Annotated in this window: 30 protein-coding genes; 1 reads left to right on the top strand and 29 read right to left on the bottom strand. The window is 45.4% G+C overall.

What is annotated here, in order from left to right; genetic code table 11:
* The 10 genes from IQ211_RS10225 to IQ211_RS10270 form a co-directional block, all read right to left on the bottom strand.
* A partial coding sequence (locus IQ211_RS10225) for a TipJ family phage tail tip protein (protein ID WP_193836355.1) occupies positions 1–2,703 on the bottom strand: 2,703 nt, incomplete at its 3' end.
* Positions 2,703–3,296, bottom strand: a complete 594-nt coding sequence (locus IQ211_RS10230) for a tail assembly protein (RefSeq protein WP_189760161.1) — start codon at positions 3,294–3,296, stop codon at positions 2,703–2,705. The genes IQ211_RS10225 and IQ211_RS10230, both read right to left, overlap by 1 nt.
* Positions 3,239–3,952 (bottom strand): C40 family peptidase, encoded by a 714-nt coding sequence (locus IQ211_RS10235; RefSeq protein ID WP_189760162.1) that lies wholly within the window; start codon positions 3,950–3,952, stop codon positions 3,239–3,241. Before IQ211_RS10235 ends, IQ211_RS10230 begins: the two co-directional genes overlap by 58 nt.
* Positions 3,953–3,956: 4 nt before the next feature.
* Positions 3,957–4,661: a phage minor tail protein L gene (locus IQ211_RS10240; protein ID WP_189760163.1), complete on the bottom strand. Its 705-nt coding sequence runs from the start codon at positions 4,659–4,661 to the stop codon at positions 3,957–3,959.
* Entirely contained in the window at positions 4,658–4,993 is a 336-nt protein-coding gene (locus IQ211_RS10245) for a phage tail protein (RefSeq protein WP_189760164.1), read from the bottom strand. The genes IQ211_RS10240 and IQ211_RS10245 overlap by 4 nt, the downstream gene beginning before the upstream one ends.
* Positions 4,994–5,061: 68 nt before the next feature.
* Complete coding sequence (locus IQ211_RS10250) at positions 5,062–5,694, bottom strand: hypothetical protein (RefSeq protein WP_189760165.1); 633 nt, start codon at positions 5,692–5,694, stop codon at positions 5,062–5,064.
* A gap of 180 nt (positions 5,695–5,874) precedes the next feature.
* Positions 5,875–6,114 carry a hypothetical protein gene (locus IQ211_RS10255; RefSeq protein ID WP_189760166.1) on the bottom strand — a complete coding sequence of 80 codons (240 nt, stop codon included), beginning with the start codon at positions 6,112–6,114 and terminating at the stop codon, positions 5,875–5,877.
* A gap of 12 nt (positions 6,115–6,126) precedes the next feature.
* Positions 6,127–9,417, bottom strand: coding sequence for a tape measure protein (locus tag IQ211_RS10260; protein WP_189760167.1), 3,291 nt, complete (start codon positions 9,415–9,417; stop codon positions 6,127–6,129).
* Between the two features lie 147 nt (positions 9,418–9,564).
* A complete protein-coding gene (locus IQ211_RS10265; RefSeq protein WP_189760168.1) occupies positions 9,565–9,735 on the bottom strand; it encodes a hypothetical protein in 171 nt (56 codons plus the stop codon).
* A gap of 146 nt (positions 9,736–9,881) precedes the next feature.
* Entirely contained in the window at positions 9,882–10,415 is a 534-nt protein-coding gene (locus IQ211_RS10270) for a hypothetical protein (RefSeq protein WP_189760169.1), read from the bottom strand.
* Between the two features lie 110 nt (positions 10,416–10,525).
* Between IQ211_RS10270 and IQ211_RS10275 the strand changes: the two genes are divergently transcribed.
* Positions 10,526–10,714, top strand: a complete 189-nt coding sequence (locus tag IQ211_RS10275; protein ID WP_189760170.1) for a hypothetical protein — start codon at positions 10,526–10,528, stop codon at positions 10,712–10,714.
* 25 nt (positions 10,715–10,739) lie between these two features.
* On the opposite strand, the gene IQ211_RS10280 is transcribed toward IQ211_RS10275, so the two are convergent.
* The 19 genes from IQ211_RS10280 to IQ211_RS10370 all read right to left on the bottom strand — a co-directional run bounded on the left by IQ211_RS10280 (position 10,740) and on the right by IQ211_RS10370 (position 24,390).
* A complete protein-coding gene (locus IQ211_RS10280) occupies positions 10,740–11,120 on the bottom strand; it encodes a hypothetical protein (protein WP_193836356.1) in 381 nt (126 codons plus the stop codon).
* A gap of 10 nt (positions 11,121–11,130) precedes the next feature.
* Positions 11,131–11,472: a hypothetical protein gene (locus IQ211_RS10285; RefSeq protein WP_189760172.1), complete on the bottom strand. Its 342-nt coding sequence runs from the start codon at positions 11,470–11,472 to the stop codon at positions 11,131–11,133.
* 155 nt (positions 11,473–11,627) lie between these two features.
* The gene (locus IQ211_RS10290) at positions 11,628–12,278 is read right to left on the bottom strand and encodes a hypothetical protein (RefSeq protein WP_189760173.1); all 651 of its coding nucleotides are present in this window, start codon (positions 12,276–12,278) and stop codon (positions 11,628–11,630) included.
* A complete protein-coding gene (locus IQ211_RS10295; RefSeq protein WP_189760174.1) occupies positions 12,275–13,162 on the bottom strand; it encodes a DNA-processing protein DprA in 888 nt (295 codons plus the stop codon). The genes IQ211_RS10290 and IQ211_RS10295 overlap by 4 nt, the downstream gene beginning before the upstream one ends.
* Before the next feature lie 166 nt (positions 13,163–13,328).
* On the bottom strand, positions 13,329–14,021 hold the full coding sequence (locus IQ211_RS10300; protein WP_189760175.1) for a DUF6246 family protein: 693 nt from the start codon (positions 14,019–14,021) through the stop codon (positions 13,329–13,331).
* A 49-nt stretch (positions 14,022–14,070) separates the two neighbouring features.
* On the bottom strand, positions 14,071–14,823 hold the full coding sequence (locus tag IQ211_RS10305) for an Ig-like domain-containing protein (protein WP_189760176.1): 753 nt from the start codon (positions 14,821–14,823) through the stop codon (positions 14,071–14,073).
* Positions 14,824–14,872: 49 nt separating this feature from the next.
* Entirely contained in the window at positions 14,873–15,247 is a 375-nt protein-coding gene (locus IQ211_RS10310; protein ID WP_189760177.1) for a phage tail termination protein, read from the bottom strand.
* Positions 15,244–15,612, bottom strand: a complete 369-nt coding sequence (locus IQ211_RS10315) for an HK97 gp10 family phage protein (RefSeq protein WP_189760178.1) — start codon at positions 15,610–15,612, stop codon at positions 15,244–15,246. The genes IQ211_RS10310 and IQ211_RS10315 overlap by 4 nt, the downstream gene beginning before the upstream one ends.
* Position 15,613: 1 nt before the next feature.
* Positions 15,614–15,961 carry a hypothetical protein gene (locus IQ211_RS10320; RefSeq protein WP_189760179.1) on the bottom strand — a complete coding sequence of 116 codons (348 nt, stop codon included), beginning with the start codon at positions 15,959–15,961 and terminating at the stop codon, positions 15,614–15,616.
* A 2-nt stretch (positions 15,962–15,963) separates the two neighbouring features.
* Positions 15,964–16,335 carry a DUF7370 family protein gene (locus IQ211_RS10325; protein WP_223281741.1) on the bottom strand — a complete coding sequence of 124 codons (372 nt, stop codon included), beginning with the start codon at positions 16,333–16,335 and terminating at the stop codon, positions 15,964–15,966.
* Entirely contained in the window at positions 16,313–16,567 is a 255-nt protein-coding gene (locus IQ211_RS10330) for a hypothetical protein (RefSeq protein WP_223281742.1), read from the bottom strand. The genes IQ211_RS10325 and IQ211_RS10330 overlap by 23 nt, the downstream gene beginning before the upstream one ends.
* A 9-nt stretch (positions 16,568–16,576) precedes the next feature.
* A complete protein-coding gene (locus IQ211_RS10335) occupies positions 16,577–17,662 on the bottom strand; it encodes a major capsid protein (RefSeq protein WP_189760180.1) in 1,086 nt (361 codons plus the stop codon).
* A gap of 10 nt (positions 17,663–17,672) precedes the next feature.
* Positions 17,673–18,098 (bottom strand): hypothetical protein, encoded by a 426-nt coding sequence (locus tag IQ211_RS10340; protein WP_189760181.1) that lies wholly within the window; start codon positions 18,096–18,098, stop codon positions 17,673–17,675.
* 5 nt (positions 18,099–18,103) lie between these two features.
* Complete coding sequence (locus tag IQ211_RS10345) at positions 18,104–19,474, bottom strand: DUF2213 domain-containing protein (RefSeq protein WP_189760182.1); 1,371 nt, start codon at positions 19,472–19,474, stop codon at positions 18,104–18,106.
* A gap of 20 nt (positions 19,475–19,494) precedes the next feature.
* On the bottom strand, positions 19,495–20,463 hold the full coding sequence (locus IQ211_RS10350) for a structural protein (protein WP_189760183.1): 969 nt from the start codon (positions 20,461–20,463) through the stop codon (positions 19,495–19,497).
* Positions 20,420–21,847 (bottom strand): anti-CBASS protein Acb1 family protein, encoded by a 1,428-nt coding sequence (locus IQ211_RS10355; RefSeq protein WP_189760184.1) that lies wholly within the window; start codon positions 21,845–21,847, stop codon positions 20,420–20,422. Before IQ211_RS10355 ends, IQ211_RS10350 begins: the two co-directional genes overlap by 44 nt.
* 12 nt (positions 21,848–21,859) lie before the next feature.
* The gene (locus tag IQ211_RS10360) at positions 21,860–23,332 is read right to left on the bottom strand and encodes a terminase (protein ID WP_189760185.1); all 1,473 of its coding nucleotides are present in this window, start codon (positions 23,330–23,332) and stop codon (positions 21,860–21,862) included.
* A 2-nt stretch (positions 23,333–23,334) separates the two neighbouring features.
* Positions 23,335–23,934, bottom strand: a complete 600-nt coding sequence (locus tag IQ211_RS10365; RefSeq protein WP_189760186.1) for a hypothetical protein — start codon at positions 23,932–23,934, stop codon at positions 23,335–23,337.
* 9 nt (positions 23,935–23,943) lie between these two features.
* Positions 23,944–24,390 (bottom strand): hypothetical protein, encoded by a 447-nt coding sequence (locus IQ211_RS10370; RefSeq protein WP_189760187.1) that lies wholly within the window; start codon positions 24,388–24,390, stop codon positions 23,944–23,946.
* Positions 24,391–24,585 lie beyond the last annotated feature (195 nt).

Raw genomic sequence — 24,585 nt, forward strand, 5'->3', positions numbered from 1 at the left:
GGATACTGCCTGCTTGTTGTCTATTACATCCGCTGCAATCCGGTTGACGCTGTCGTCAGTGTTCCCGATATTGGTACGCAATTCCGTGAGTTTCTGCGCCCACGCCTCATTATCCGTCGCCCTGACCTGCCACAATTCGCTAATCTGCGCTTTATTTTCCCCATCACGCACCATCAGCTCTCGGGATAATTGCTGCTGGGCGCCGGTGAGGATGAGGGCAGTTTCATTGATCCAGTTCATGTCAGATTGCAGGCGTTTTCCGGCTTCGGCGGTCATGAATTTGTTGCCTAATTCACCCAAAAGCTCCCTTGTGTTGTCATTGGGTTCGCCGACCGCCTCAACGAAATGCGATCTACCGAATTCATTGATGCTGCGGACGTAAAACCAGTAAGGTGTTCCAGCTTTTAATTGGCCTTTTATCCAGAATTTCGCAATACCCAGAAAATCAGCTTTTGCCTCAATCTCGTTAATATTGATGATCTGTTTTTCTGAGAACCAGAATTCAAACTGAGTGTCCAGTGTCTTTGGTGCACTGATATGAGGAATGGCTTTTAACTCAAAAAATCCGGGTTCAATGTTAACGACAGAAGGTGCGGCGGGTGCACCAATTACCATCTGAACCTTAGATTCATCGCCTAACATTCCGCTGCCATCACGGGCGCGAACGCCCACCATGTAGTTTCCTGCACCCAGCCCATTAAAATAATATTCCAGCTCTTTTGTATTGCCGCTGGAAACCACTTTATTGCCACGATAAACCGTCACATCAAAGGTGATATTGCGGTTAACTGTGGTAGTCGCCCACATCGCCCGCGCCTGTACCTGTGAACTATCCAGAACATAGGCAATGCTCAAGCGTTCAATATTGGGAATACGGATCACGTTTTGTGTGGCAGGGTCGCCCTTAAAATCGGCTCCATTATCAACAATAGCCTCTTTTTGGGGTTCGTGCTGAATACAGGTAAAATTGTAATTACCTGTTTTGTTGTCCTCTGCAATACTCATGACTCTGAATAGACGCGTGACGAGTGATCGCTTGGAAATGGAGAACACACCCCATTGCCGCAATCCTTTAGGTTCATCTTTCAGTGTGACAACATCACCATTGACGGACTCAATATCAACCCGAACAAACTTGCCTTCGCTTCCCATATAAGAGAAATAACCCGATTCCCCCTTTGCGAATTCGGCGGGGGCATCAATGTGAACAGTTTTGCCTGAAAATGAAAGTACGCGCCCGCCAATACGCGCCGCTGCAAATGTGTTATCAGCAATTTCAACAATATCACCTGGTATGCAATTGATACCCTCACGACCCGTGCTGAACGTCACGGAATCGGTTTCAAGTTTCTCGGTTTCGATGATCCATTTACCAACACGGTGAGCCTGTCCACGACTGGTGCAGCCAAATGCTGCCACTTTTTTGACATTAATCCCCAAACGGGCCACCAGCTCATCATCCTGAATGATTTCCCGCTCGTCTTTCCAGCCATTATCGGGGTTAGTCCATGTAACCTCAATCATGGTGTGGCGGGCTTTCTTTGCAGCAGAACTGTAGTTAAATTTTCCCTCAACTACGTTGGCATTCGTGAATGTCCACACAGGATCGGATGGCCTGTCCTGAAATGCAGTCAGTTTCAAACCGTCCCATACCTGCATACCACGGAATACGGATGCCAAATCATCCAGAACATCCCGCGCTTTGCGTTGAGTGGCTATATATGCATTACAGGTAAAACGGGGTTCGGTCCCGCCAAATCCATCAGGAACTAACTGATCGCAGTATTGAGCGATGGCATAGAGCGCGAATTTGTCACAACCGAAAGGCCCCATCAGTTTCCCGATGCCATAACGGGTATTGGTGACCAAATCGTAGAAAATCCATGCTGGATTATTTGTGTACGCTGGCTTAAAGCGTCCTGTCCATACGCCCTTATATTCACGGGTTTCTGGGTTGTAGTTATCTGGCACCTGCACAATCATCCCCTTGATGTGGTAGGTACGTTTGGGGGTATCGGCAAACTGTGAGCGGTCAATACGCATACCAACCACAGCACTATTGGGGTAGCTCATCAAGGTATCGGTAATTTCGGTATAGCTGGCCCATACCGTACCGTTGCGAAGTTGGTCGCTCTTGCTGTCCTCCGTTAATCGAGATACCCTGATTTGAAACGGTTTTTTCTTCGGTGCGTCAATGGTATGAGATTCCAGATATTGTCCGCTGATTTTAGCTGGACCTATCTGTACAACTTTTGCGTTATACCAACCAGAACCGTCATTCACATCAATAGCCAACTCTACTGAGGTATTATTTTGATTACCTTTGCTATCGGTCTGAACAAGCTGGCTGACACCCACTGTAAAGCGAACCCGATCTACATCCTGACTGGATACCGATCTGAGGATGGGAGTTTCTTTCTTAACTTCGACACTGACAGGTATCTCACTCTCAACGAATGGATAGTCGCTGAGTGGCTCTTGGGATTGAGTGCCAGCACGCCACTGAACAGTAACACCATTGATATTGGGATTGCCGTCTTTATCGACGACCGGCGTCCCGTTTATCCTGAACCCGTGCAATCCACCAACAGGTCCCTCGATTTGTCCTTCCCCAATCAGATCAACAATTTTCAGAAACTGTTTATTTTTCAAGTTATCATCAAGCAATCTGGGTGTACTGCCACCACCGCCACCTTTTCCCATTATTCCGTCTCCAAACCTTGCGAAATCACATTTGAACCTACAACTATCTCACCGTAGGCAATCGGAACCGGATGCCCTTGTCCAATACGATTTTCCAGTGAGTTGAAATACTTATTGCCTTCCGTTTTGCTAGAACCCATTTCTGGGCCATTTGGCATCTTGGTGAGCATAGATGCCAACCCTGCACCGATTAATGCAACGCCTGCAATAGCTAAACCAGTTGCTACTGTGCCAGCCATACCCATACTCGCCCATGCTGCAATCGAAGCCCCTCCGGTAAAAAATGCGGCACCTACAGCAACAACACCCAGAATAGCCATGCCGACTCCCATGTTTCCGCCAGCACCGCTAACAATAGGCACAATCGTGACAATATCACCATCATTGAGTGGGTGATTCATGCCAGCCGGAACACTCTTTTCTGTCATGTCCCGCCCCGCAATACGAATGCGGATATACCCGTCAGACAGTGCTTGTTGGAATCCTTTTAACTGATAACACAAGCACCTGACCGCTTCTGCGGCGTCACGTACCTCTAATTCGTAGCGACGGCCAAATCTTCTAAGATGGCCTCCAAGCTGTAACTTGACCATTGTTTATGTCTCCATACTGAATGTGTGTATCTAAGCCAATAACCGTCATAAACATCGCGTTTACTGATACGGTCTGGTCTATGGTGTAGTATTTGCTGATTACCGATATAGATAGCCCCGTGACAGGGCGTTTGGCTACCTAAGCAGATAAGAATGATGTCGCCGGGATGAATTTCATCAACCCGCTCAAAACCCTGACTGAGACTGTTATCAATATAAAGATTTTGCCCTTTGTTCCACCATTCATCCTCACGCTCGGCATCTATTAACTCGATACCTGCAAGATGATAAGCGTCCCGGATGAGCGAGTAGCAATCCTGCACGCCGTGAATAAATTCCCGACCCAATAACCGTGGAACAGGGCGGAATTTATACACCCAATCACCACAGGCTAACCACCACGGTAAGCCCGTTTTAATTTGCTGCTCCCTGTCTCCTGTACTCAGGCGAGGCTTACCATTTGGGTGACTGTGAACGATGGCCTCAATATCGGCAAAACATTCTGCGGTTATCCAGTCATCAGGATTAATTTCGAAGTAGTTCTCAGGATCTGGTGAAATATTACGGCACGGAAAATAGCGCCCACCCGAAATTAGGCCGCACGATTCCCTCACCCCTTCCGCTTTCGCGTGGGCGATAATGTCTTGTTCAAGCATGGTATTAACCTAGTTTATTGGCACCCAGAAAGCCGCCAAATGGCATGGATAAAGGGCGGGGGAAGCGTTTAACACAGCCGCTGTACTTTTTTGAACATCGATCTTTCAGTGGATTAGTGGTTGGCTGGTCCTTTTCATCTGCCACGGGTGGGCCATCATAGCCACAATCAGCAGAACGATACTGCCAGCAACAAATATCAGCCTGAATCACCCGTGCCGGAATTAACGCACCATCAGTTTCACTGGGCAAGGCAAGTACATAAGTCACGAAGTCAGCATTGGAATCTTGTTTCTGTTCTATCAGGTATTTGCTCACCGCCTCTCGTGTTGGATCGGCCTGTGGGTTACCGTTCGGGAAATTCACTGCATCCAGATAAATCTCAGGCACTTGATGGCGTGTCACTACCGCACCTAACGCATCATTGAAATCCTGATTTATTGCCGTAATGAACCCGTTAATATTGGCAAAAACCATTTTCGGTCTGGAACTGGGGCCTTTACCGCTCATCTCAAACCCTGTCACCTCAACCGGATAAGGCTCATAGCGCATTCCTTGCCAGATAACCGGCTGTAACTTTCCGTTCATACCATCATGAAAACGGTAGATATCGCCCCCAAAGGCCGTTAAATCGATTTCATACAGATTGAGAATGGCATTCTGAGCCAATTCGGTAACCTCAATCCGCATTTCTTTTGGAATATCTCTCACGCAACCACCTCTTCAAAGACACAACTAATGGACCACATCAGCCGCTGTCGATTCACTGTCCACGAACGGCAAACGAAAGTGCGCAACTGGTTATCATCACTGGTTAGCCATGTGAATGACTCCACCGCGCCTCGCGCCCGTAGAAACTCATCAATAGCGCGTCCCGTGTCTGCTTTCTCGACAAAGCTGAGTTGGTACTTTTTGAGCTGATTATTAATGCCGTCCTTGATGCGCTGTTCGTAGCCATCGCCAAATCGGATAACCTTTACTCGCGGTTCATGGCTGACTTCATAGTTATCCTGTGGCCGCCATTTAAATTCTGATTTTGTCATACTTCACCCAATAAAAAACCCTCCGAAGAGGGCTTGTTGATATAAATGAAAACCCGCACTTGGCGGGTTTAGTTATTTGGTAGCACTATTTTCGATATGATGGCTAATCGGTGTGGGTGATGTTCTTCGCTTCCCCATAACCAAGATTGATAATCACCGACTTCATCCTGATTAGATATTTGCCTAACTTCACCACTCATCACATCATAACCATAGACATATAGGTTGTACTCCAGCGCTTCATACATCCTGCCTTGCCAGAATGACATTCCTTCATGCGTCTGATTAACATCAGAAACTATTACGTCATAACTTTTGATTAGATAATGGAAGAATATTTTTGAGGCAAAGCCATTTAGAGCCGCATTGTGCTTTGGTTTCTTTGTGCGCCAAAGCAACACTTGAGATACAGGTCTGCACTTCAACTCTACATCATCAGTTATTATCACTTTGTTGTAATAAACGACTTCATGTGTAACATCACACAGTAAAGCCAGCTCAAAGTGAGTTTTGTTTATATCCAGCCGTTCATCTACCCGAATAAGCCGATAACCCGGAGGTAGAATTAATTCATCAACACCTTTTGTGATCTCATGAGCCAATGGATTAAGCGCATCATACAGATCACCATTGCGCTTAGATTCATTCAGGTGACTGAAATCAGCAGCAATTTTATCTATATTTTTAAGATGCAATGGCATGCAGCCCCCTAATCAAAAGATTCAATATTTAGCTCATAGATAAATATAACTGAGGTAATATTAGCCCCTTTGAACCTAGGGTTCAACAGTAAAAACTGTATTTTATTTGTTTCGTTGATGATTGAAATGTATCAATTTGTTGCTATTTAAATGACCAAACCCCGCCGAAGCGGATTATTCTCAGATCTGACCCAATATCATCTTGAGCTTTTCTTTTGCCATTTCTATGGCTTTATTTTCCATTTCTTCAAGCGTTAATTTCTTGCTGTATGGTAACTCAACCCACGTATTAAGCTGGCACCTTTCACTATCTTCAGTGTAAACATCAATCGCCACATCAATAGTTTGCCCACCAAAAACAAGGCCCTTACCAATATCATAATTAGAGTGGTAGGTAACTTTCGTAATCAGAAATCTCATTATTTTTCCTTTTTAATATCCAATTTTTTCAAAGAGACCATTGTCTCTCATCTGGTTCACGACAAAATCGTTCATTTTAGCATCAATGATATTTGAAAGCATTCTGGCATCTTGCTCAGTAACTCCGCCCTGCGTACTGATTGAGATTTGAAATGTTGGCTGGTAAATCACAGACCTCCCATTGCCACCGCCCATCTCCCTATTACTAATCACCTTGCCCCTATCACCAGGTACCAGATATTGATTACCATTATTGGCCTTAAATATCTCAGGCTTATTATTTTCACCAATACGGTAAGCACCGTTCGGGCTGACTGGACCACCGTTTTTACGAGCGCCAGCAATTGCAAACGCCTTACTTGCAGCCAGAGAGGACATGTAAGCGGTGGTTCCTGTAGCCGCCGCCGTTCCCAATGTCGCAATGGAGGCGCTAAGGGCAGCAGGTGCCCATGCAGCTTGAGCCGCAGCTGCTTGAGCCATAGTTGTTGCTGTTGATGCCGCGGCCAATGCTTTACCCATAATCATGTTCTTAATTTGCTGCATCCCCATCTGAACCAGTGCTGAGACTGCCTCATTGGTGATGGTCAGTGCAAGGTTACGCATGGCCTCATTAGCGGTCTGGGTGCCGGTTAACAATCCGGTAATGGCATTGGCTGAACGTTGGCCTAGTGCTTCAACCGCGCTCCCCATAAACTGATACATCTCACTCTGGCCTTTCCATTGCTCCCATTGGGCGGTAGCAAGGTCTTCTTGATATTTCTTTTCGATAGTGGCTCTAGCTGATTCGGCTTGTTCTTTCAGCTCTGTATGTCTCTGCTCGAAATCTGTGATAGCTGCTATTTTTCTCTTATGTTCATTAATGAGGTTTTGCACTGGGTCAAACTCGCCAAGAGCATTCATAGTAGGTGACACAGCTTCATTAATTTTGCGCTGTTTCTCTTCTTCTACGGCTCTATTCTTATAGCGCTCTCTTATTTCTTGCTCGCGTTTATTAAACTCTTCTATTTCAATCAAGCCCTGAACCTTGACGCGCCTCAAATGTTCCAGTTCTTCATCCATTGCCTTTTTGGATTTAGCTAAAGAATCCTGTTCAAGCGCCCACTTCCGAGCTTCTGCATCTTTTTCAAGATCGTACCTTTCTGCGGCATTTCTTCTGGCTTTTTTAATCTGTTCAGGGGATGAACCTTCCGGCATGGCTTTAGCAGCATCATATTGAGCCATTGCGAGACTACTCTCTTCGTAGCCAGTTTTGAGGCGGTCTATTTCGTCACGCTGGCGTTTGAGCGCGGCGGTAATATCATCAGATCGACGTTTAGCTTCATCAGCCGCCTTTTTAGCTGCGTTTTCTGCTTCCTTCTTCGCATCCTCTCGTTTTTTTTCTGCGTCCTCTAGTTCTTTGTTGCTTTTCACCAAATCTGCTATTTGTTTTTGCTGTTCAGGGCTTGCACCTGCTGCTTTGCCCTTTAATTCTGCGGCTTTTAAGTCTCGTTCTAGCCCTTTTTTAGTCCTGAGCAATTCGTTTTCTTGCTTGAGTTTGGTAATAAAATCAGCCGCTTTGTCAGATGCCTGATCAACATCTCCGCTTCTGTTCTTATTAGCATCAGCGTTCTCATTGGTTAGCTTGGTGTTTTCAGCGAGAGCCTTACTGGTCAGAGCGATAGCTTCTTTATAATTATTTTCGACAGTTTTCATGTCCTCACGCTCACCCTTGGCGATAGCTAAATCATCCCTGAGCTTTTTCATTTCCTCCTCAGACCTTTTTGAATAAATAAAGCCACCATTGTGATCGACTTCCCATTGAAGACCGCTTACTTTTGTTTCCTGTTTTTTTACCTGCTCTTGCTGTTCAGCCAATTTTCGCTCTAACTTAACTTTATTTGCCTCAAGTTGAGCTTTATTCATCTCTTTTAAATTACCAGTCAGAGTTTCAACTGTGTTAGATAAATCCTTGGCTTCATTTTTCGCATTTTCTGCCTGGTCATGGAAGTAGTAGAGAGCTGTTGCTGCCAGCATAACTATGCCCAATGGCCCACCTAATAACGCCATTGCCCCCTTAAGTCCGTTCATTGCAACACTTGCAGCATTGACAGCCGTCGTATGCCTGATTTGAGCAGCGGTAGCCGCTTCCTGTGCAGTTTTATACGCCCCTGTTGCTGTTGTTGCTGTAACGCGGGCAGCATTTAGTCTGGCAAGTGCTGCTGCTTCCGCATCAGTTCCCTTTACAACTGCATATTCGGCTTCGGCATGGCGTACCGCCTCAATAGCTGCAATTTTATCCATTTCTGCTTTACGTAATGTCATAGTGGCGGCGTGTAATGCACTTTCTGCTTCCACTTTATTAGCTTGTGCTAAGGCTATAGAAGCTCTGACATTTGTTATCTTTTGGCTTGCCGCTAATGTCATCGCGCCAACCATCCTTGAACCCATAACGGCAGCTAAGGCGGTTGCAGCACCCGCAACAAGATCCATGTTTTCACTAACAGTAACCAGAGTGCTATTAAATGCTTTAAGCGCTGTTTGAACTGTGGTTGATTGACCAAAGAATCGAGTCATATTGTTAGCCGCCATTTCTATTGACTGGCTCATAGTCGCTGAGGTTTTATCAAACTCTTTAGCAATAGTTCCTGCCTGAGCTAGAAAAGCCTGAGCTACGACCGTAGACGTTAATTTCCCCTCCGCTGCCATCTTCCTGAGCTGACCAATGTTAACCCCGAGGTGATCACTCAATGCCGCAATCAGGCGACTTCCGTTCTCAGACATGGAGTTAAATTCTTCACCACGCAGAACGCCAGAAGCCATAGCCTGCGAGAACTGAATCATGACGCTTGATGATTCCGCAGCAGTAGCACCTGAAACCACCAGACCTTTTGCTACCGTTTCAGTTAATTTCGCCACATCATCAGCCGATGTACCATAAGCGCGGGTAGCTCTTTCAAGGCGACCATATAGTGCAGCCGTGGAATCCAGACTAGCGCGGGAATTCTGGGCGATAGTGAATACACGTTCAGATACCTCTGCTAGTGATTCATTTGCTTTAGTGGCGTTAACCAGCTTGTTATTTACTGTAACCCACGCATCGGCATAACCCGCTATCTTTTCGACAGACAATGCCGCAGTTACCGCAGTTGCCGCTCTTGATAGGCTCAATAATGCCTTTTCTGCCCCATTAACCGCTCTCCCTGTTTGATTAAAACGCTGCTCCAATTGCCCCATACGCGAGTCTAACCGGTGATTCGCCTCCAGCAGTTGAGCTACATCCATTGATACTTGATAAACGATATTACCTACGCGAACTTCTGCCATTTTCTAGCTCCTGAAAAAATAAAACCCTGCCAGATGGCAGGGTTATTGATTAATAGAGTGACTAAAATTGAATTAATTATATTGATACATGTATCTAGAAATGAAAAACCCGCTCGGTTGGCGGGTTTAGTTGATAGCTACTTAAATTCATGCGGCTTTTTTATGGTGCTTACGCTTTCCTTGAAGCTCGACATCTGGTTTATCTGCAAGCATAGCCGGAGCAGCTTTAATTAACAGGTCAACAGCCGCACCCATAGCAGTATATACCTGCTGCGTATCAAATTTAACGTCTTTCATGGTTGCCTTTTGCTTTGACATAATCACTCCTAAGAGGTTCTTCTCTCAATGGTTTATCAACCATATAAGATACTGACATTCTTAATATTTCTATTAATAAATTAAGTAATGCTTAAATGATTTTCGTATCCTATCACTATAAAATTTAGTGTCTAGTGCTTTTTTTATCAAGTTGCAAGCTTTTTGAATACCGTTTCAATATTTGCTACATTGACCTCCATTATATACCCGCATCCAAGCATATTGAATCCATAAGATTCATAATAAGGTATCACTTCTTTAACTGGTTCAATAACTCGAACATACTCACCTTCTGTAGACTTGCAAAATAAATAAGCAGCCATCAACGTAAGCTGAAACATTTTTCCATATAATGGATGGTTTTTATCTTCCCTCCGGAAATTCTCTATCATATGAATTTCGAAAGTTTTCTCATCCACCGAATATACACACAAGGCTAAGCCCGCTGGCGCTCCCTGTACATTTCCACATTCTACTAGTTTGATACAAAACTCAAATTTGTCTGATCTGTTTCCTACTCTAGACAAACTGTCATCCCAACAAAGTTCTCCATATCCCTGAGATAAAAGAAAATAGTCCTCATCTGAAATATCCCCAACGGCAAGGTTAAGTCCAAGAACATCAACGATAGCCTGAATATTATTTCTCACTACAATTCCTATATGTTCAAGATTAAACATTTGCCATTTCTCTTATTATGAATTAATTAAGATATTTTATCTTATCTTTATATAATAGTAACCTACATATTAGTCTGATTAATAACCTGACAGCGATTTTGAGGTGATTAATGAATTTAAAACCTATCAAAACAGAACAGGAATATCAGGATACTCTGAAAGCAATAGCACCGCTTTTTGATAATCAATCCGAAGTTGGCACACCTGAATTTACTTATATGGAAGCAATGGTACTGTTGATCGAAACATATGAAGCAGAGCACCACCCTATTGAGCCTCTAGCCCAAAAAGCCCCGTGATGGGGCTTAGTAACGATTACTCTGTCTAGTAACCATGATTAGCGCATTGCTTCATGGTGGCTTTTTCCTTTATTGTTGAAGATTCCTCTCCTTCTGGTAGTGTCATAGCCTTTCTTTCGTTTTTTTGATTCGTCAATAGTATTACCATGAACGGTTTAAAGCCGACATATCCACCATATGAGTTTTTCGCGTTAACCTGACCACAGTACACATCTATCGAACTTTCACTATCTTGTATTAGATTGACATGTTTGAATTTTGCACTGCCTGGATCTTTTAGGCTCGCCTTCACTTCGGCTTCAACCAAACTTATTTCCTGTTGAGTTAAAGGTCTATCAGTTATGGCTGATTTAGCAAAAAAACTCACAGAAGCTAATGCTACCACTGCCAGTAATTTCTTTATCACTTTCTTATCCTCAACAGCCAATCATTTCACCGGAACTAGTTACGGTACAAGTGTTACCTTCACTGTCTCTACTGTGACAACCTGAAGAATCACACCAGCTTTTAATTGAATATTCATTTCCTTCGCTATCAACAGAAAACACCTCGGATGAACCATCACTATGTTCTCTTGAACCCGATGTTATAGAGTATGAATTACCTTCCGAGTCATATGATTCAATAACATCATCACCTTGTGCATTTTTACTTGATTTAGTGCACGTCTGATAGCTTCCATAGCCAATGCAATCATCGGCAAACGATGGCAGAGTATATATAAGGCCTACCAAAGTAATTATTGGTGCTATTTTCATCTAAATTTCCTTGCTTTGATTTAAAAGTCAAATAAATTTAACTAAACGACAAAGCAAAAAGCCACAATTAAGTGGCTTCTATGTGATGGTTATTTAATTAAAGTGGTTTGTCTCTGCAAGTGCGGGGGAACGTCTATTAGAGAAATAACCAAGGGCTAAGATTGCTTGGTTAGGTCATCAAAATCATCAAAATCAGATTCGCGAACGGTTCTTGCAATAAACAGTCCTATTATCTCCACGTGGGGAATATGCTGCTTGATGACTGTTTTCATCGCCTTATAGTGACTTCCTGCCGTTAACACATCATCAAAGATCACTATAGATGGTCTAATGCCGATAGCAAGGTTGCTATCAAAGATATAATTAGCAGCAATCTCTTCTGGACTAGGTCTATTTGTGGCTGTATGTGATGCAGCCATAGAATTTCGTTGAGTGATTAATTTTCTATAATCAAGTTCAGGATTAATTAACTTAGCTTCCTTAAGAATAAATTCCATTCTGTTATCATATTCAGGATCTGTTTCACATTTGGAAGGAGGGACAGGAACAAAAGTGATATCTTTAAGATTGCCAATACGAGCCACTAACTGAGCCACTTCAAAGATAGCCCTCTGTTTATATCTAAGCTCATTAGGATTTGACGTTCTCACGCTTTTTTTCAAATTCCAAATTAACTGATTGGTATCACTATGAATATAATTCCTACCAGAAGTGTATTCGCCATAATAATAGCAAACGTCATCACCAGTAAGATGATAGTGATAATTCCGCGTTAGTTCATCAATCTGAGTAAGGCGATATGTCACATATGTTCCCTGATATCCTGATAATCTCTAACCCTGATAGCACCAAGAGCTTCATATTTTGCAGGCCAAGAAATAGAACTGTTTTGAAAACAGCTTTCCAGTATAAACAGCTTCCTACCTTGATTAAGAGCAGCTCTAGCCTGTGTCAGAGTCCCAGATGTATCAGATGCTTCTACAATAATCGTAGCTTCTGATAACGCAGACATGGTTACATTGCGCTCAGGAAAGAACAATCTGTTCGCACGAAAATCTTGATCTAGATAACGTTTAAATGGAACTTGGCTAATCAGTAGATAGTTTTCTCTAATAAATTTTTGTAGTTCACTGTTCTGTTTTGGGTAGAAATGAGATAGCGGAGTTCCAATGACAGCAATGGTATTTCCACCTAATTTTAAGGCTGTTTTATGAGCCTCAGTGTCAACCCCCTCAGCTAAGCCAGAGATAATAGTAAACTTGTCATTCACCAAACAATGAACGAGCTTTCTTGTTCTCCGTTTCCCTTCCTCCGATACTTTACGGGAACCTACAACAGCAACACCACGTGTATTCACGAGATCCCACCACCCTTGATAGTACAGAATCTCTATTGGGTGTTTGGCATCCCTTAGCTTTTCAGGATATTCATTAGCTCCATGCACCCTAACTCCAAAATTCTCAACTGAGTATTGAGTAAAAATATCTTTCAGAATTTCCTTAAATTCCGTTCTGACATTTTCGGGAACCAATTCAGAGGGCACAGTATCGGGGAATTGTCTAAATTTATCTGCGATGGTTTTGAATGTTGCTCCTTGCTCAGACCACAAAGCCTCATACGCAGCCATCTCTTCAAATGGTGAGATAGCTCGTTCAAAAGCATTTGGAGAACCGAAATCAAGCTGTAACATTTATTCACCCTGTTTCTAATGGCGCTAAAAATCATTAAATCAATAAGTTAGCGAATTGCGTATTATTTATAATACGGCCAGTAAGCTGTAGCACTTACTAGTACATCAAAAATCAACTAAAAAATCATTTAGAATTTACCGCAATCAATATCATTTTAGTTTGGTGTTACTGTTTTTTCATACTCACCAACCTTCGCTTGCCGCTTATCAAGTCGTTAGTACGCTGATCATCGGCATCAATAACCGCATCGTACTCAGCCCGCGTGAAGCCTTTCTCATCAGGGAACTTAGCTTTTAGCATCATCTGAAACTCAGTCATCGTTAACTGCTTAGCTTCTTGACGGGACATATTGAAATGGGCTCGAGCTGCGTTGATGTATTCAATGGCTTTAAACTGGTCAGAAAACTCTTCCTTCCCTTCATGCCGCTGGAGTTTCCTGATTTTAACCCGACCGATAACACCGTGCGTTATCAGTTCGCGGGCAATGACAATGATGTCATTAATTGGCAAACTACCCAAACGGTACACGACTCCTCTTCGCCCCGGACGCCATTCACCGATCAGCTCTTCCACGTCATCGTTACAGCACGCCTGTATCACTATCATGGCCGTTGACAGGATATTGCGGCCAAATGCGGGTTTTCGCATCAGTTTAATCAGCCAGTCGGGAAGTGTGCCGTAAGCCAAAAGTGCGCGGTTAATTAACTCCTGAGTTTCTGCTCCATTGAGCAAAGTGTACGTCTCCACAATCTGTCGAGGTGTACCGATACGTGTCATTGCAGAGAAAGAGGGGCGCAGTAAATAATCGGTTTTATCAGTAGAGATAACCATCTCACCAATATCTAAAATAGGTGTCATAATTCCTCCTGAACATTATCAAGGGCACTCGTAAGCGCCCTTTGTAATGTTATGCCGTGACGGTCACTGCACATTTTGCGGATTTATTGCCGTCCCGCGTTTTCACTGTGACGTTTGCAGAGCCATCCGCGATACCTTTCACTGTTACCACGTTACCTATCTGGCTCACTGTCGCAATGCTGGGTTTGTCTGATACCGCGGTATAGGTTTTATCAGTAGCATCAGCAGGACTGAAATTAACTACGAATGAGCCAGTTTTCCCTACGGCTACCGTCAATGACTGAGGATTAACCGAAACTGATTGCACTGCAACCTCTTCAATTAACCATTCAACGGTATCAGCGTCACTGACTTTCAGTTCGCCAGAGTATGTAGCAAACTCGCTAGAGCCAAACTGAGATGACCATGACGTAAATACCATGTACGCCTGTAGTACAAGTGCATCTTCGCCTGTGAAGTCCATTTGTACCCAATACGCCGGCTGGCGACCCGCTTGAACCTCCTTCGGGATTTCCTTCAACAAACGCAATGGCCCAAAGTCATCGTTCTTGTCCCTCTTGCGATATTCACCATCAAAGCTGATAGTTAAGTCCATACTGGTTACAACGCTTTCCACCAGCCCTTTTGAATCATCAGCCTCAGATGTCAGGGTATTGGGTGACAGGTCAAATGATTTGGTGGTCAATGCGCCTATTCGAAAAAACGCAGATTGATTTGGCACTGCATCAGGACAGCCCTGTGCAATGCGAATAATAGCGTTACGACCAATGAGTTTGTTGGTTTCTACCGGGCAATCTGCCATGTGAATAACCTCTACTAATAGAAATAAAAAAGTCGCATTAAGCGACCTGTTATGATGTGCAGCGGAATAGTAACCGGATAACGTACCGGTTCTCTTGGGTGGGGATGGGAGCTGTCAAACCGCCAAGATTAAAAACAGACGTTAAGCAATCATCATCGGGGTGAGAGGCGACATGATCGAGTATTTCCTGCGCTCGTTGAATGACGGGTTGCGGGTTATTTTGTCCGCTGACCAAAATTACCTGAACATTGTCATCAGCCCCTAAATCATCCAGCCGACCAGTTCCGCCAGCAGGCTGAAAGACCATGTATTGCGTCTGACCGCCATCGCCTTTTTGCTCAATCCAGTTGAGCATCTGGATCTTAAAACCGCCAATCAGTCCCGCTTTTGCCAGATAATGGCGGAATTGCTCAAAGGTCATCATAGTTTCAGCTCCTGAGCGACGACTTTATCTATCTCACTTCTCATCTCATCAAAACCCTGTTTTAGGAACTCCTTCTTCGCGGTCGCCCGGCGAAAATCCTGCTTCACGTTAGGATCGTGGACATAAACGGCATAATTCGCAGAATAGCCCACGCGCCCAGTCAACCGCACTCCTTCAAAGCGAACATCACGAAATTGGGAGTTAATCAGCGTGGAAGTATCAATCGGCGTATAAAGCGCGGCCTGAGCACTACCGATATACAGAGCCTTATACATCGCTCGAACCACTTTTCGCCCACGTATATCACCGATTAAAGCGTGAAGCCTTGATTTAGCTTCACGAATACCCCTGACCTTGGCACCCATATCACGCTCCTGTCACTAATACGTAATCATCAGCCAAGCGCTCAAAGGTGTCGGCATAGCGGGTAGTGAATTTGATTTCATCAGCACCGGCAGCAACAGGGTTCGGATCTGGCGATTCGCCAATCAGGATATAATCCCCAATAGACGCGTCCGCGAACTCCGTCCAGAAAGTATTTTTGGCAACCAGTTCAGTACCCACACCGGATAGTTTGCTGGACAGGCCCCCCTGATAATCACACTGGATGATTTTCGGCGCTTCATAACCAAGCGGTCGGCCATACTCATCAGTTCCTAATTGTTTCCAGAAAGTGCAAGGGGCGGTATAAGCCCAATTAGCAACACTGCTCATGATCACCCTACCACGTCAAAGAATCCGACAGATTTACTCTCCAGCGGCAAATCAGACAGGCAATTGTGTTTGTCCCATGCCCTGATTTGTTTAAGCAGGTAATCTGTACCGGCTGAATCATAATTGAATGAACGCGAGCCACCAGATGGTGAACCCTGCGAGGCAATCTTTCTTGCACCTGATAGGGAGGCCAAACGGACAGTGGCGTAAATAAGCAATAGCTTTTGCGTTTGCGTTGACTCATCATAATTAGCAGACAGGCATTCAGATTTGGCATTCACTTGCTCCAACAGCAATTGAAGCACCGTATCAGGCAGCGTAAACCCCAATTCGCCGATCATGGGCTTGATATCATTCAGCGTTATCTGCACCATCGGGTTTATCCCCCTTTCCTTTACCTTTTAGGGGCTTATCAGGCTTAGTATCAGAAGAATCTTGAGGCGGTGTTGCTACCTCAAACACTCGGTCTTCAATTAACTCCACCAACCCAATTGCCGCCCATCGCTGCGCCGTAAGCTGATCCACTTCCGCAAAATCACCAACCTCCAGTTTTTGGAGGTTGGCACCAGAAAACAGATTGCCTGCAATCACTTTTACCAGTGCCATAATGCTTCCTTATCCTTTAGCGAACAGAACGCCGTGCTTGTTGTTGATATCGGTCTTGACCATCAGGCCAGCCGCACCCCATGTACGCCATACGTAGTCTGAGTTGTAGTATTGGCGAGGGTCTGCCACCGTACCAAATGCTTGACCAACGATAGGAGAGATAACGCCAGCACTCAAAGGTACAACCAGAATTTCGTTACCTTTCAGTTCAAAATCTTCCTTAATTTCTTTGATACCAGTTAGGCGCTTGATTTCTTCCAGTACAGTACGAGTTGCATTGACATCAAAGTAAATCTTCTCCCAGTGAGACAGGATGTCACCGGAGACATACCAAGTCTGCTCGGCATACATGAAGTTTTTCAGGCGCAGAGTGTCACGGAGTGCAATAGCGCCTTCACGAGTGGACTTGGCATCCGATTTGGTGAAATCGATATTCAGGCCAGCAGCCCCCAAATCCACCATGCCAACGCGTTCATCTGCCTTCAAGCCTTTCCATGTTTTGCCGTCAAACTGAACATAGTTGCCTTCGCTGTCTTTGAAGCCGTTGAAGATGTAGTCCATGTACTGACGGCGAACGCTGCCAACCGAACCCCGTTGGGCATCCGCCAAAGATGCTAGCGCTGAACCTTTGTTAAAAATCGGATCACGCCATTGGAATTTGAATCCAGAGTCGTGAATCGGCACCATTGTTCCATCGAATGAATACGCACGCGCATCCAATGCGGCACCAATTTGACCACTCATGGACGTATGCGCCCAGCCTTTGCCACCTGTACGAGCGTACTCATAGACAGACTCTTCCAGACGAACAGAGCGCGACAGCGGCATCAGGTCATTCAGAAGTGTAAACTCAGTGTTAGGCTCGAACTCCGCCAGCACGGTCTGGTCATACGTCCGGTACAGGCGACGAATATCGTCGATAGCATTGACTGCATCGAGTTGCGGAGCATTTTCACTACGAAAGCGAGCGCGGGAAATAAAATCCGCGACCGCTTGAGCAGAAGAGTTCCGTGCTAATGTCAGTTCATTAAACTGAGCCTGATTAGCCTCAAGGTTTCCGGTTTCGGTTGCCCTTTGGGTTGAAAATACAAACATTCATGCCTCCTTACTTAAAAACCACACGAACCAGATCACCCGCTTTGGCGGTGATGCTGTCTTCTTCGATATAGGCAAATGCAGCTCCATCACTGATGGCTTTAATCTGACCATTAGCGACCGCTACCGCCTGCCCCTTTTTGTAGATCCCCTCTGTCGCACGGACATTCAGGAACATCCCCGTCATTGGGTGAATGCCGACAACCACACCACCCGCCGTGATAGGATCATCCACTGTCTGACAACGGAGATAGTCGATATTGGCGACATAAAGGATCACCGCTTCTTTGCCATCTACTGAAGCTTTGAACTTGCCTTTGTCAAAATACCCAATAGTGCCGGGCAGAGTATCCACCGCCGCCGCACCTTCTCGGTTTAGCATAGGGTTGATAAACACACCGCCCGCATGAATTACATGTTTTCCGTTTTTCGCCATTTCTATTACTCCGGCATAGAGGTAAATGATTCAGAATTGTTATTAGTAAACGCAGAATTCAGTCCCGTTGAGGACTGGCATTGTGCATAGAAGCCATCGAGTGCCGCACCATCCAGTGCGTTAACGGCGGTGTCATCCAGACCAAATTTCGCTTTGACAGCGGCGCGTTTGTCAGCCTTTTCTTTGTCTGCATTGGCGGTCAGGACGCTTTTCAGATCCTTAAGCTCGTTACTCATCAGCTTTGCCCAATCAGGCATGTCGTTTGAGTTTGTCGCCTTTTCCTTTTTCTCCTTTTCTTCTTGTTCTTTTTTGTCCTTATCCTGCTTCTCTTTCTCCTTAAGCGCGTTATACGCTGTCAACAGCTCTTCATCTGATTTGCCATCGGTAGCTTGATTTGCCGCTTTCAGGGCATTGATGATCATGTCTTTCATCGGGTTGTGTTCCTTGTTGGTTTTGACTTCTTCGTATTCGGTCGGCTTGCGCACAACTTCAATAGGCTCCCCAACGAGTTCGGCTGTACCGTCATCGTTCATGAGATATTTTTGTCGGTAGGTTTTACCGGATCGGTAATAGATGAATTTGTCAGGCCAGACTGTCTCAGGGTAAGGCCAGTCATCATCGGTATAGGTGGCTTTTAATTTCGTTCTCAGTGCGGAATAGATATCGTCAAAAGAGAAGTTGGAGGCGTTAGTAAAGAAAAACCTCGCTTTATCTATCAGCCTTTCTTCGGTGCAGTTTGAGGCATCAGACAAATTGACCTGTTCAACTTCAATTTTTTCACCCGCAGCATTAACAAACATTCCAACACCTTCTTCTGGTGTGGCTGCACCCGGTTCGCTGACTGACAATACGGCAATATGGTCAAAGTGCATGTTGCGGGCAATCCATGTATACGCCTTACCCTTAGACTTGCCTTTGTTCTGCTCGCGCTGTAATAGTAGCCCTGTTGAAACATGGATTGGTTCGGAGCTATTACCCGCTAGTACATCATCAATACGGGATAAAAATTCCTTTCCCTTATCAGTTGAATCAGCAAAGCGCCGATTAACTTTCACATCCATAACAACCTTGTCACCATCTTTGCGGACGTTTTCAGCCCATGCGCCGATATGGAATTGATTTACTGCCCTTGGTGTGTCAGCAGATATATACTGACCGTCAATTTTCGGGTGTCCGTAAGGAACCTGTTTACCCTCCATTGACTGATAGCTCTTGTTAATTTCACTGGCGGGATATAATCCCCCGTTCATCACAACATCATCAACGACAGGCACTACGCCACGAATGACGATATGCTCATCACCATCAATAATTTCAGTTGAGATATTGGAGGAGTTTAAGGCCAGTGACTTAACATGAATTCCAAAGAATCCCATTTCTTGACCTCATTGAATTATTACTTAGATGATTCAGATTCCCACGCCTTGCTCTCTTCCGTTAGGCGTTCAGTTAACCCTTTGTTATACAGCTTGCCGTCATCGTCCAGCACCACAGGTTGCTGTGCACAAAAACAGCGGTAACGATTCCCTTTTTTAGAGTAAAACCCTTCAACTTCTTGCTTGGTGTAGGTCTTTCCGTGCCTTACTGCGTGCCACCATCTGGTGGTTGGCTTCAGGGCAGATAACCAAAGTAATTGGATATTTAGGCCCAATCGTTCTTGCGCCCAATCTGCTTCATTCCAGTTAGCACGCCGCAATGCGCCAACTTGTTCCGTTTGGGCGATGTTCTTTGCTAACCCCATTGAGACATCAAGGCGCTTACTGACAATAGCGGCCGTCTCTCTTGGACTCACCCCACGAGCTATGGCATCAGTTATTACATTCGATAAATCAGCCCTGGCAGCGTCAGAAATTCCTTTCCAGTCGCTATAGGCTTCTACAAATGCCGTAGCAATCTGATTTTGATAGGCTGGGGTTGATAGCAATACTGAGAGGGTGGTTTGCTGTGCGTAGACGGTGGACTGAGCTGACAAGTTGGTATAGGCGCTATGTGTCCCACGCTTGTATTCATCAGCTACATAACTAAACGCCCATAACTGATCCTTCCCTCCATCCAGCAAATAATCATCCAAAATAATCTGTAGAATCTCTAGCAGATCCGCAAGTTGCGTTGATGTCATGTCATAGACATAGGCCCCTGTATTAACGTGATACAGCGTATTGCCGTGCATGACATAGGATAGTTTGGCGTTGCTTTCTATCGTTCTGCCTTTTAATCGCTGGTCGAATAATTGCCTGAGAGCCGTCTTGATGTCGTAATACCGCCGCTCGATATCACGGAACATTTTATTAACTGCGCGGTAGGACTGAGTGGGGTCGCTTTTATTTCTGGGTATTATCGGGGTTCCGATTCTGGCCTGGGTCATCAGTTAGTGGATCTCCTGTTATGCCCTGCGGTTCGGGTTCATCTTCCAACGGTTCCAGCTCACCCACGGTACGTATTTCATTCGGTGTAAATATCGGCGTTCCGAATGCCTGCTGAGTTTTCAATGCTGCATCAGCCATCTTAATCATGTTGTCGATCTTCTCCTGCTCACTGGCTGCGAGCATGTCAGACCATGCAATAGTGACCTCGCCCGATGTTGGCGGTTCAATGACGCCAATTTCCCACAACCGCCGTATCAGTTGAGTGACATACTGGGTCAGAAATCCCCAGCGGCGACCGTTCAAGCGCACTTTCCACGTGGCGTCATCTTTATCACCGGCCAGCTTTCCCGTCTGGGTGCCAAACAGGATAGTGAACGGAACTTGCACAGAGGCGCAAAACTCACGGGTAGTTACTTCCCATGTTGGCGTTGGGTCACCCGGCGTGACTGACAATACGTTTAACTTTCCGGCCTGCATCACGGCGGCTGAATCCGTCCCCCTGTTCAGCTTATGGATTTTATCCTCCAGTGCTGCCCCGAGATCTGGATAGCCTGCCTGTTTTGCCGCAGTGGTGATGCTGTGTAAATCAGTTTCTTTATCAAACTCCACCCCAATTTGACGAGAGGCGTTTTTCAAAAATCCCTCAGAACTACCGCCAGAGACTTTTTCAACATCCAGCAATTTGTTATATCCCGCCCTGAGCAATGGCGTTCCTGAGAAAATATTCCCATCCTCGGCCCCCTCGCACAAAATAATGACCCGCGATGGATGGATAGTTAATTGTTTTGCTGGCCCTTGTATCTCAACCTGACCGATCGTCCGCTCATCAAAGTTGAACATCGCCGGCTGTCCGTAGGTTTCTGAATTAATATCAGTATCCCATTCAGACACTGTGAGTTGAGGCTCCCAGACAGGTATCAGGTTAACCAGCGCTTCGCCTTTTAACCGTGATACTACTGTGGTATCGACAGGCTCACTCCATGCCCTGCTATCCCGAACTTGAATGAGCAGCGCCGAGTAATGACCAATCATATTGCGGCGATCAGCATCTTTGATTTTCGGCCAGAATCGCTTTAATAACTTTGTTACTTTTGTCTCCCATGAACTGGTGACGTCTGACTCGCTTTTTTCCTCACCATCAATGATGGTCGGATTATCCTGCCAGCAACTATCCAGTAAACGATGCACAGCAGCATGTGCCACGGCATTACGTTCATAGGCGTTATAATATTCTCTGAATCTGAGCTGTTCGGGATACCCAAATTCAGAATAGATATTGGTGCGTTTTGTATTGCCGCTGATACCACCCGATGCATAGATCATCCGTTTGGCGATAGTGTCAGCTAGGCTATTAACCAAAAACTCCGTTTTGCTTTTACTCATGAAAGACGCTCCTTAAAAGAAAAATGCTCCAACTGTCTTGCGGTTGTTCTTGGCAACAGCAAAGTAACGGAAGCCATCAGCACCGTGCGATGTGAAGTCATGCAGCGGCTTATCCTTCCAGCACCCGCGCTTGTCATCCCACTCCTTGCGGTAGCTTTCCAGATGGGATATTCCTTCACTACACTTTTCTTCATCAAATACGCAGTTAGGCAAAATTTCACGCACCGATTCAATACCGGTATCAACCGCCACTTTCGGTACTACCTTGAATATCATTGAATATCTCTGCCCGTCGATTTCATACCCTTCGCGAGCCAGTTCCCTGCGTGATTTCGCATCGGCACCGAATTCACGATTATCGATGTCATGTGGCCCCCAATGCTCACCGTAGGTATAACCTTTATCTTTCAGCGTCTTCATGTAGTGCCGCAGCCCTTCACCTGAGTTTTCGTAATAGTCGATGACATGAAACTCATCACCCACCTCACGCACGAACCAGATAGCCGTTGAGTCCCCCACACCGATATCCCAGAAGGTATGGACAGGTAGATGTGAATTATCCGGTAGCTTGCCGATGCGTTTATTTTCATACAACCAGCGGAACTGCTTAGCATAGTAAGCGCCTTCTACTGATTGCTGGAATGCCTCAGTCGGTATTGACGGGTATTCCCGCTTCATGTCGTCGCCGAGCGTTTTCTCTTTAGCGTAGTACCAAGCCTGTTGGCGTTCGGTCAGGTTGATGCCGTGCTTTGCTTTCAATTCAGCAAAGTAATCAGCCAGTCGCTGCGGGGTTGGCTCAACCGGATCAATCGCATAGAGTGGGTTTTTCCACCAAGAAAAGAAGAAAAACTTCCAGTCGAGGTTGGAGAGTAGCTTGCCTTGTATCTGTGCCTTCTCAGCAGTCTGGCAGTAGTCAAAGAAGTAACCGGCTCGCCCTTCTGCGGTGCTTTCTATCGTTGTGAAACAGTCGGTTGATACCGCCTCAAATGCCCCAGTGACAATCTCGCGGGCCTTATCAGGAAACTTAGCGCAAATCTTGCCGAATTCGGAAACATGCAGATAGCGTAATGTGCCACCACGAAACGAGGTTGAGACATACAATGAACCACCTTTGCGAAAAACCAATTCTCCTGCCGCATCATTACTGGCAGGATTAGCCGCTTTAATCTCGTCCGGTAATCGGTCATAGGCATACTTGACCTTTTCCCGAAACAGGCGCTTAGCATCATTGAGTGTATGCGCTATCAGGGCACACTTGGCGGATTCGAACAGGGCGGCGTCCAGCTGAATAATGCAGACTTCCGTAGTAAATCCCAACTGGCGGGCTTTAAGAATGATATTGCGGGTGTGGATGCCTTCGAAATATTCCAACTGCTCTGGCGTCATCCTAAATCTGACAGGGCGACCTTCTTTGTTGGTTATCCAGTAGAGATTGTTGAGCCGCCAGAGTTTATCGCGCAGTAACGCTAAATGTTCCGGCTTCATGATTATCCCTTGGAAAGTTCGTCCATTAAATTCGATAGCTGATCAATCGCTTTATTCGGTTGCATATCATCAAGCCCGTATGCTTGACGTTCCAACCCGATAATGTTCTTTAGTGTCTCACTCAGCGCTTTCATTGATTTCACGCGCTCAGGCATGCTGATAATGGAGTGATAGAGTTCATTGAGCCTGTCTCGCCCGTTATCATCAGGTTCGTGCATTAGCTGCCCCAATTGCCTCAAGGCATCGATATCTGCGCATTCCGCACCAAGCTCATCAAATAGCGCATTAGCAATATCTCTGGCTCTGCGGATATCACCACGGTGTTCCATGCGAACCTTGGTAATCACCTCCGCAGACGCTTCAATCAGTACGCGTTCAGAGAGTGTTGTTTCACTGCGTACCTGATTGCGTACCTCTTCTTTGCGTACCATGTCATCAGAGCGAGATTTGACTTTAGCCGCCAAATCCCTTGTCCATTCATCACGCTTTGCTCGCTTGCGAATAGCTCCTTCTGATATACCATGCTGGGACGCAATTTCTCGGAGTGACATCAACCCAGCCCGGTAAGCCGATTCGATGGCCTCCCAATCTGGTTTTGCCATTCTTATTCCTTACTTTGAAAACAGCCCGCCTTGCCTAAGTTCACGATTGACAAACTGGCGTATCTCTTCGCGCACTATCTGGCGAATATGATCATCATCGGGGATGTTGTTTATTTTCGCTGAATTAATAACCGCAGAGTTAAAGTGAACCCCACAAGCTACTTCAAAAGCCCTCTTCGCCTCATTGATGATGGCGTTAGCGTTTGTATCTACTGCCAGTTTCAATGGAGCAGCAACTGCTCTTACTTTCCTTTCCGAGTCACAGACCTTGAAGCTATCGGCTGCTATAGTTGCCTGTTCCTTTTCTGCTTTCGGGTTGAACCCATTGTGAATGATGAGATGTTGAGGGGCGTCTCCTATCGTCATTTTGGGCTTACCTTCTTTATCGTAACAAGCCATGTATCCAGCAGCCTGTATCGAGGTGCTACCATCTTCATTAATGCGGATTATCATCATCGTTTTTGCCTCATTTAGCATAATCAACTGGCTTGGTTTATATAACCCCCTATTCGGGCGAGACCACACCAGACCAAAACTTACACAAAACTCTATCAAGCACCCGTTTGAGGATGCTTTGTAGAGGTTTCTACTTTTTGGGATGTTGAGTTGATTACTGTAAACTTACTCCGCTATAGCTCTCTGGTGGGATCA

It is taken from the genome of Xenorhabdus griffiniae (genome assembly GCF_015163655.1).
In the GTDB taxonomy this organism is placed as follows: domain Bacteria; phylum Pseudomonadota; class Gammaproteobacteria; order Enterobacterales; family Enterobacteriaceae; genus Xenorhabdus; species Xenorhabdus griffiniae.

What these genes read in the sequence shown, in the direction of transcription:
- IQ211_RS10230 (WP_189760161.1), bottom strand. Translation starts at nt 3,296, where the DNA reads ATGGTCAAGTTACAGCTTGGAGGCCATCTTAGAAGATTTGGCCGTCGC.
- IQ211_RS10235 (WP_189760162.1), bottom strand. Translation starts at nt 3,952, where the DNA reads ATGCTTGAACAAGACATTATCGCCCACGCGAAAGCGGAAGGGGTGAGG.
- IQ211_RS10245 (WP_189760164.1), bottom strand. Translation starts at nt 4,993, where the DNA reads ATGACAAAATCAGAATTTAAATGGCGGCCACAGGATAACTATGAAGTC.
- IQ211_RS10250 (WP_189760165.1), bottom strand. Translation starts at nt 5,694, where the DNA reads ATGCCATTGCATCTTAAAAATATAGATAAAATTGCTGCTGATTTCAGT.
- IQ211_RS10255 (WP_189760166.1), bottom strand. Translation starts at nt 6,114, where the DNA reads ATGAGATTTCTGATTACGAAAGTTACCTACCACTCTAATTATGATATT.
- IQ211_RS10260 (WP_189760167.1), bottom strand. Translation starts at nt 9,417, where the DNA reads ATGGCAGAAGTTCGCGTAGGTAATATCGTTTATCAAGTATCAATGGAT.
- IQ211_RS10265 (WP_189760168.1), bottom strand. Translation starts at nt 9,735, where the DNA reads ATGTCAAAGCAAAAGGCAACCATGAAAGACGTTAAATTTGATACGCAG.
- IQ211_RS10270 (WP_189760169.1), bottom strand. Translation starts at nt 10,415, where the DNA reads ATGTTTAATCTTGAACATATAGGAATTGTAGTGAGAAATAATATTCAG.
- IQ211_RS10275 (WP_189760170.1), top strand. Translation starts at nt 10,526, where the DNA reads ATGAATTTAAAACCTATCAAAACAGAACAGGAATATCAGGATACTCTG.
- IQ211_RS10285 (WP_189760172.1), bottom strand. Translation starts at nt 11,472, where the DNA reads ATGAAAATAGCACCAATAATTACTTTGGTAGGCCTTATATATACTCTG.
- IQ211_RS10295 (WP_189760174.1), bottom strand. Translation starts at nt 13,162, where the DNA reads ATGTTACAGCTTGATTTCGGTTCTCCAAATGCTTTTGAACGAGCTATC.
- IQ211_RS10300 (WP_189760175.1), bottom strand. Translation starts at nt 14,021, where the DNA reads ATGACACCTATTTTAGATATTGGTGAGATGGTTATCTCTACTGATAAA.
- IQ211_RS10305 (WP_189760176.1), bottom strand. Translation starts at nt 14,823, where the DNA reads ATGGCAGATTGCCCGGTAGAAACCAACAAACTCATTGGTCGTAACGCT.
- IQ211_RS10310 (WP_189760177.1), bottom strand. Translation starts at nt 15,247, where the DNA reads ATGATGACCTTTGAGCAATTCCGCCATTATCTGGCAAAAGCGGGACTG.
- IQ211_RS10315 (WP_189760178.1), bottom strand. Translation starts at nt 15,612, where the DNA reads ATGGGTGCCAAGGTCAGGGGTATTCGTGAAGCTAAATCAAGGCTTCAC.
- IQ211_RS10320 (WP_189760179.1), bottom strand. Translation starts at nt 15,961, where the DNA reads ATGAGCAGTGTTGCTAATTGGGCTTATACCGCCCCTTGCACTTTCTGG.
- IQ211_RS10325 (WP_223281741.1), bottom strand. Translation starts at nt 16,335, where the DNA reads ATGGTGCAGATAACGCTGAATGATATCAAGCCCATGATCGGCGAATTG.
- IQ211_RS10330 (WP_223281742.1), bottom strand. Translation starts at nt 16,567, where the DNA reads ATGGCACTGGTAAAAGTGATTGCAGGCAATCTGTTTTCTGGTGCCAAC.
- IQ211_RS10335 (WP_189760180.1), bottom strand. Translation starts at nt 17,662, where the DNA reads ATGTTTGTATTTTCAACCCAAAGGGCAACCGAAACCGGAAACCTTGAG.
- IQ211_RS10340 (WP_189760181.1), bottom strand. Translation starts at nt 18,098, where the DNA reads ATGGCGAAAAACGGAAAACATGTAATTCATGCGGGCGGTGTGTTTATC.
- IQ211_RS10345 (WP_189760182.1), bottom strand. Translation starts at nt 19,474, where the DNA reads ATGGGATTCTTTGGAATTCATGTTAAGTCACTGGCCTTAAACTCCTCC.
- IQ211_RS10350 (WP_189760183.1), bottom strand. Translation starts at nt 20,463, where the DNA reads ATGACCCAGGCCAGAATCGGAACCCCGATAATACCCAGAAATAAAAGC.
- IQ211_RS10355 (WP_189760184.1), bottom strand. Translation starts at nt 21,847, where the DNA reads ATGAGTAAAAGCAAAACGGAGTTTTTGGTTAATAGCCTAGCTGACACT.
- IQ211_RS10360 (WP_189760185.1), bottom strand. Translation starts at nt 23,332, where the DNA reads ATGAAGCCGGAACATTTAGCGTTACTGCGCGATAAACTCTGGCGGCTC.
- IQ211_RS10365 (WP_189760186.1), bottom strand. Translation starts at nt 23,934, where the DNA reads ATGGCAAAACCAGATTGGGAGGCCATCGAATCGGCTTACCGGGCTGGG.
- IQ211_RS10370 (WP_189760187.1), bottom strand. Translation starts at nt 24,390, where the DNA reads ATGATGATAATCCGCATTAATGAAGATGGTAGCACCTCGATACAGGCT.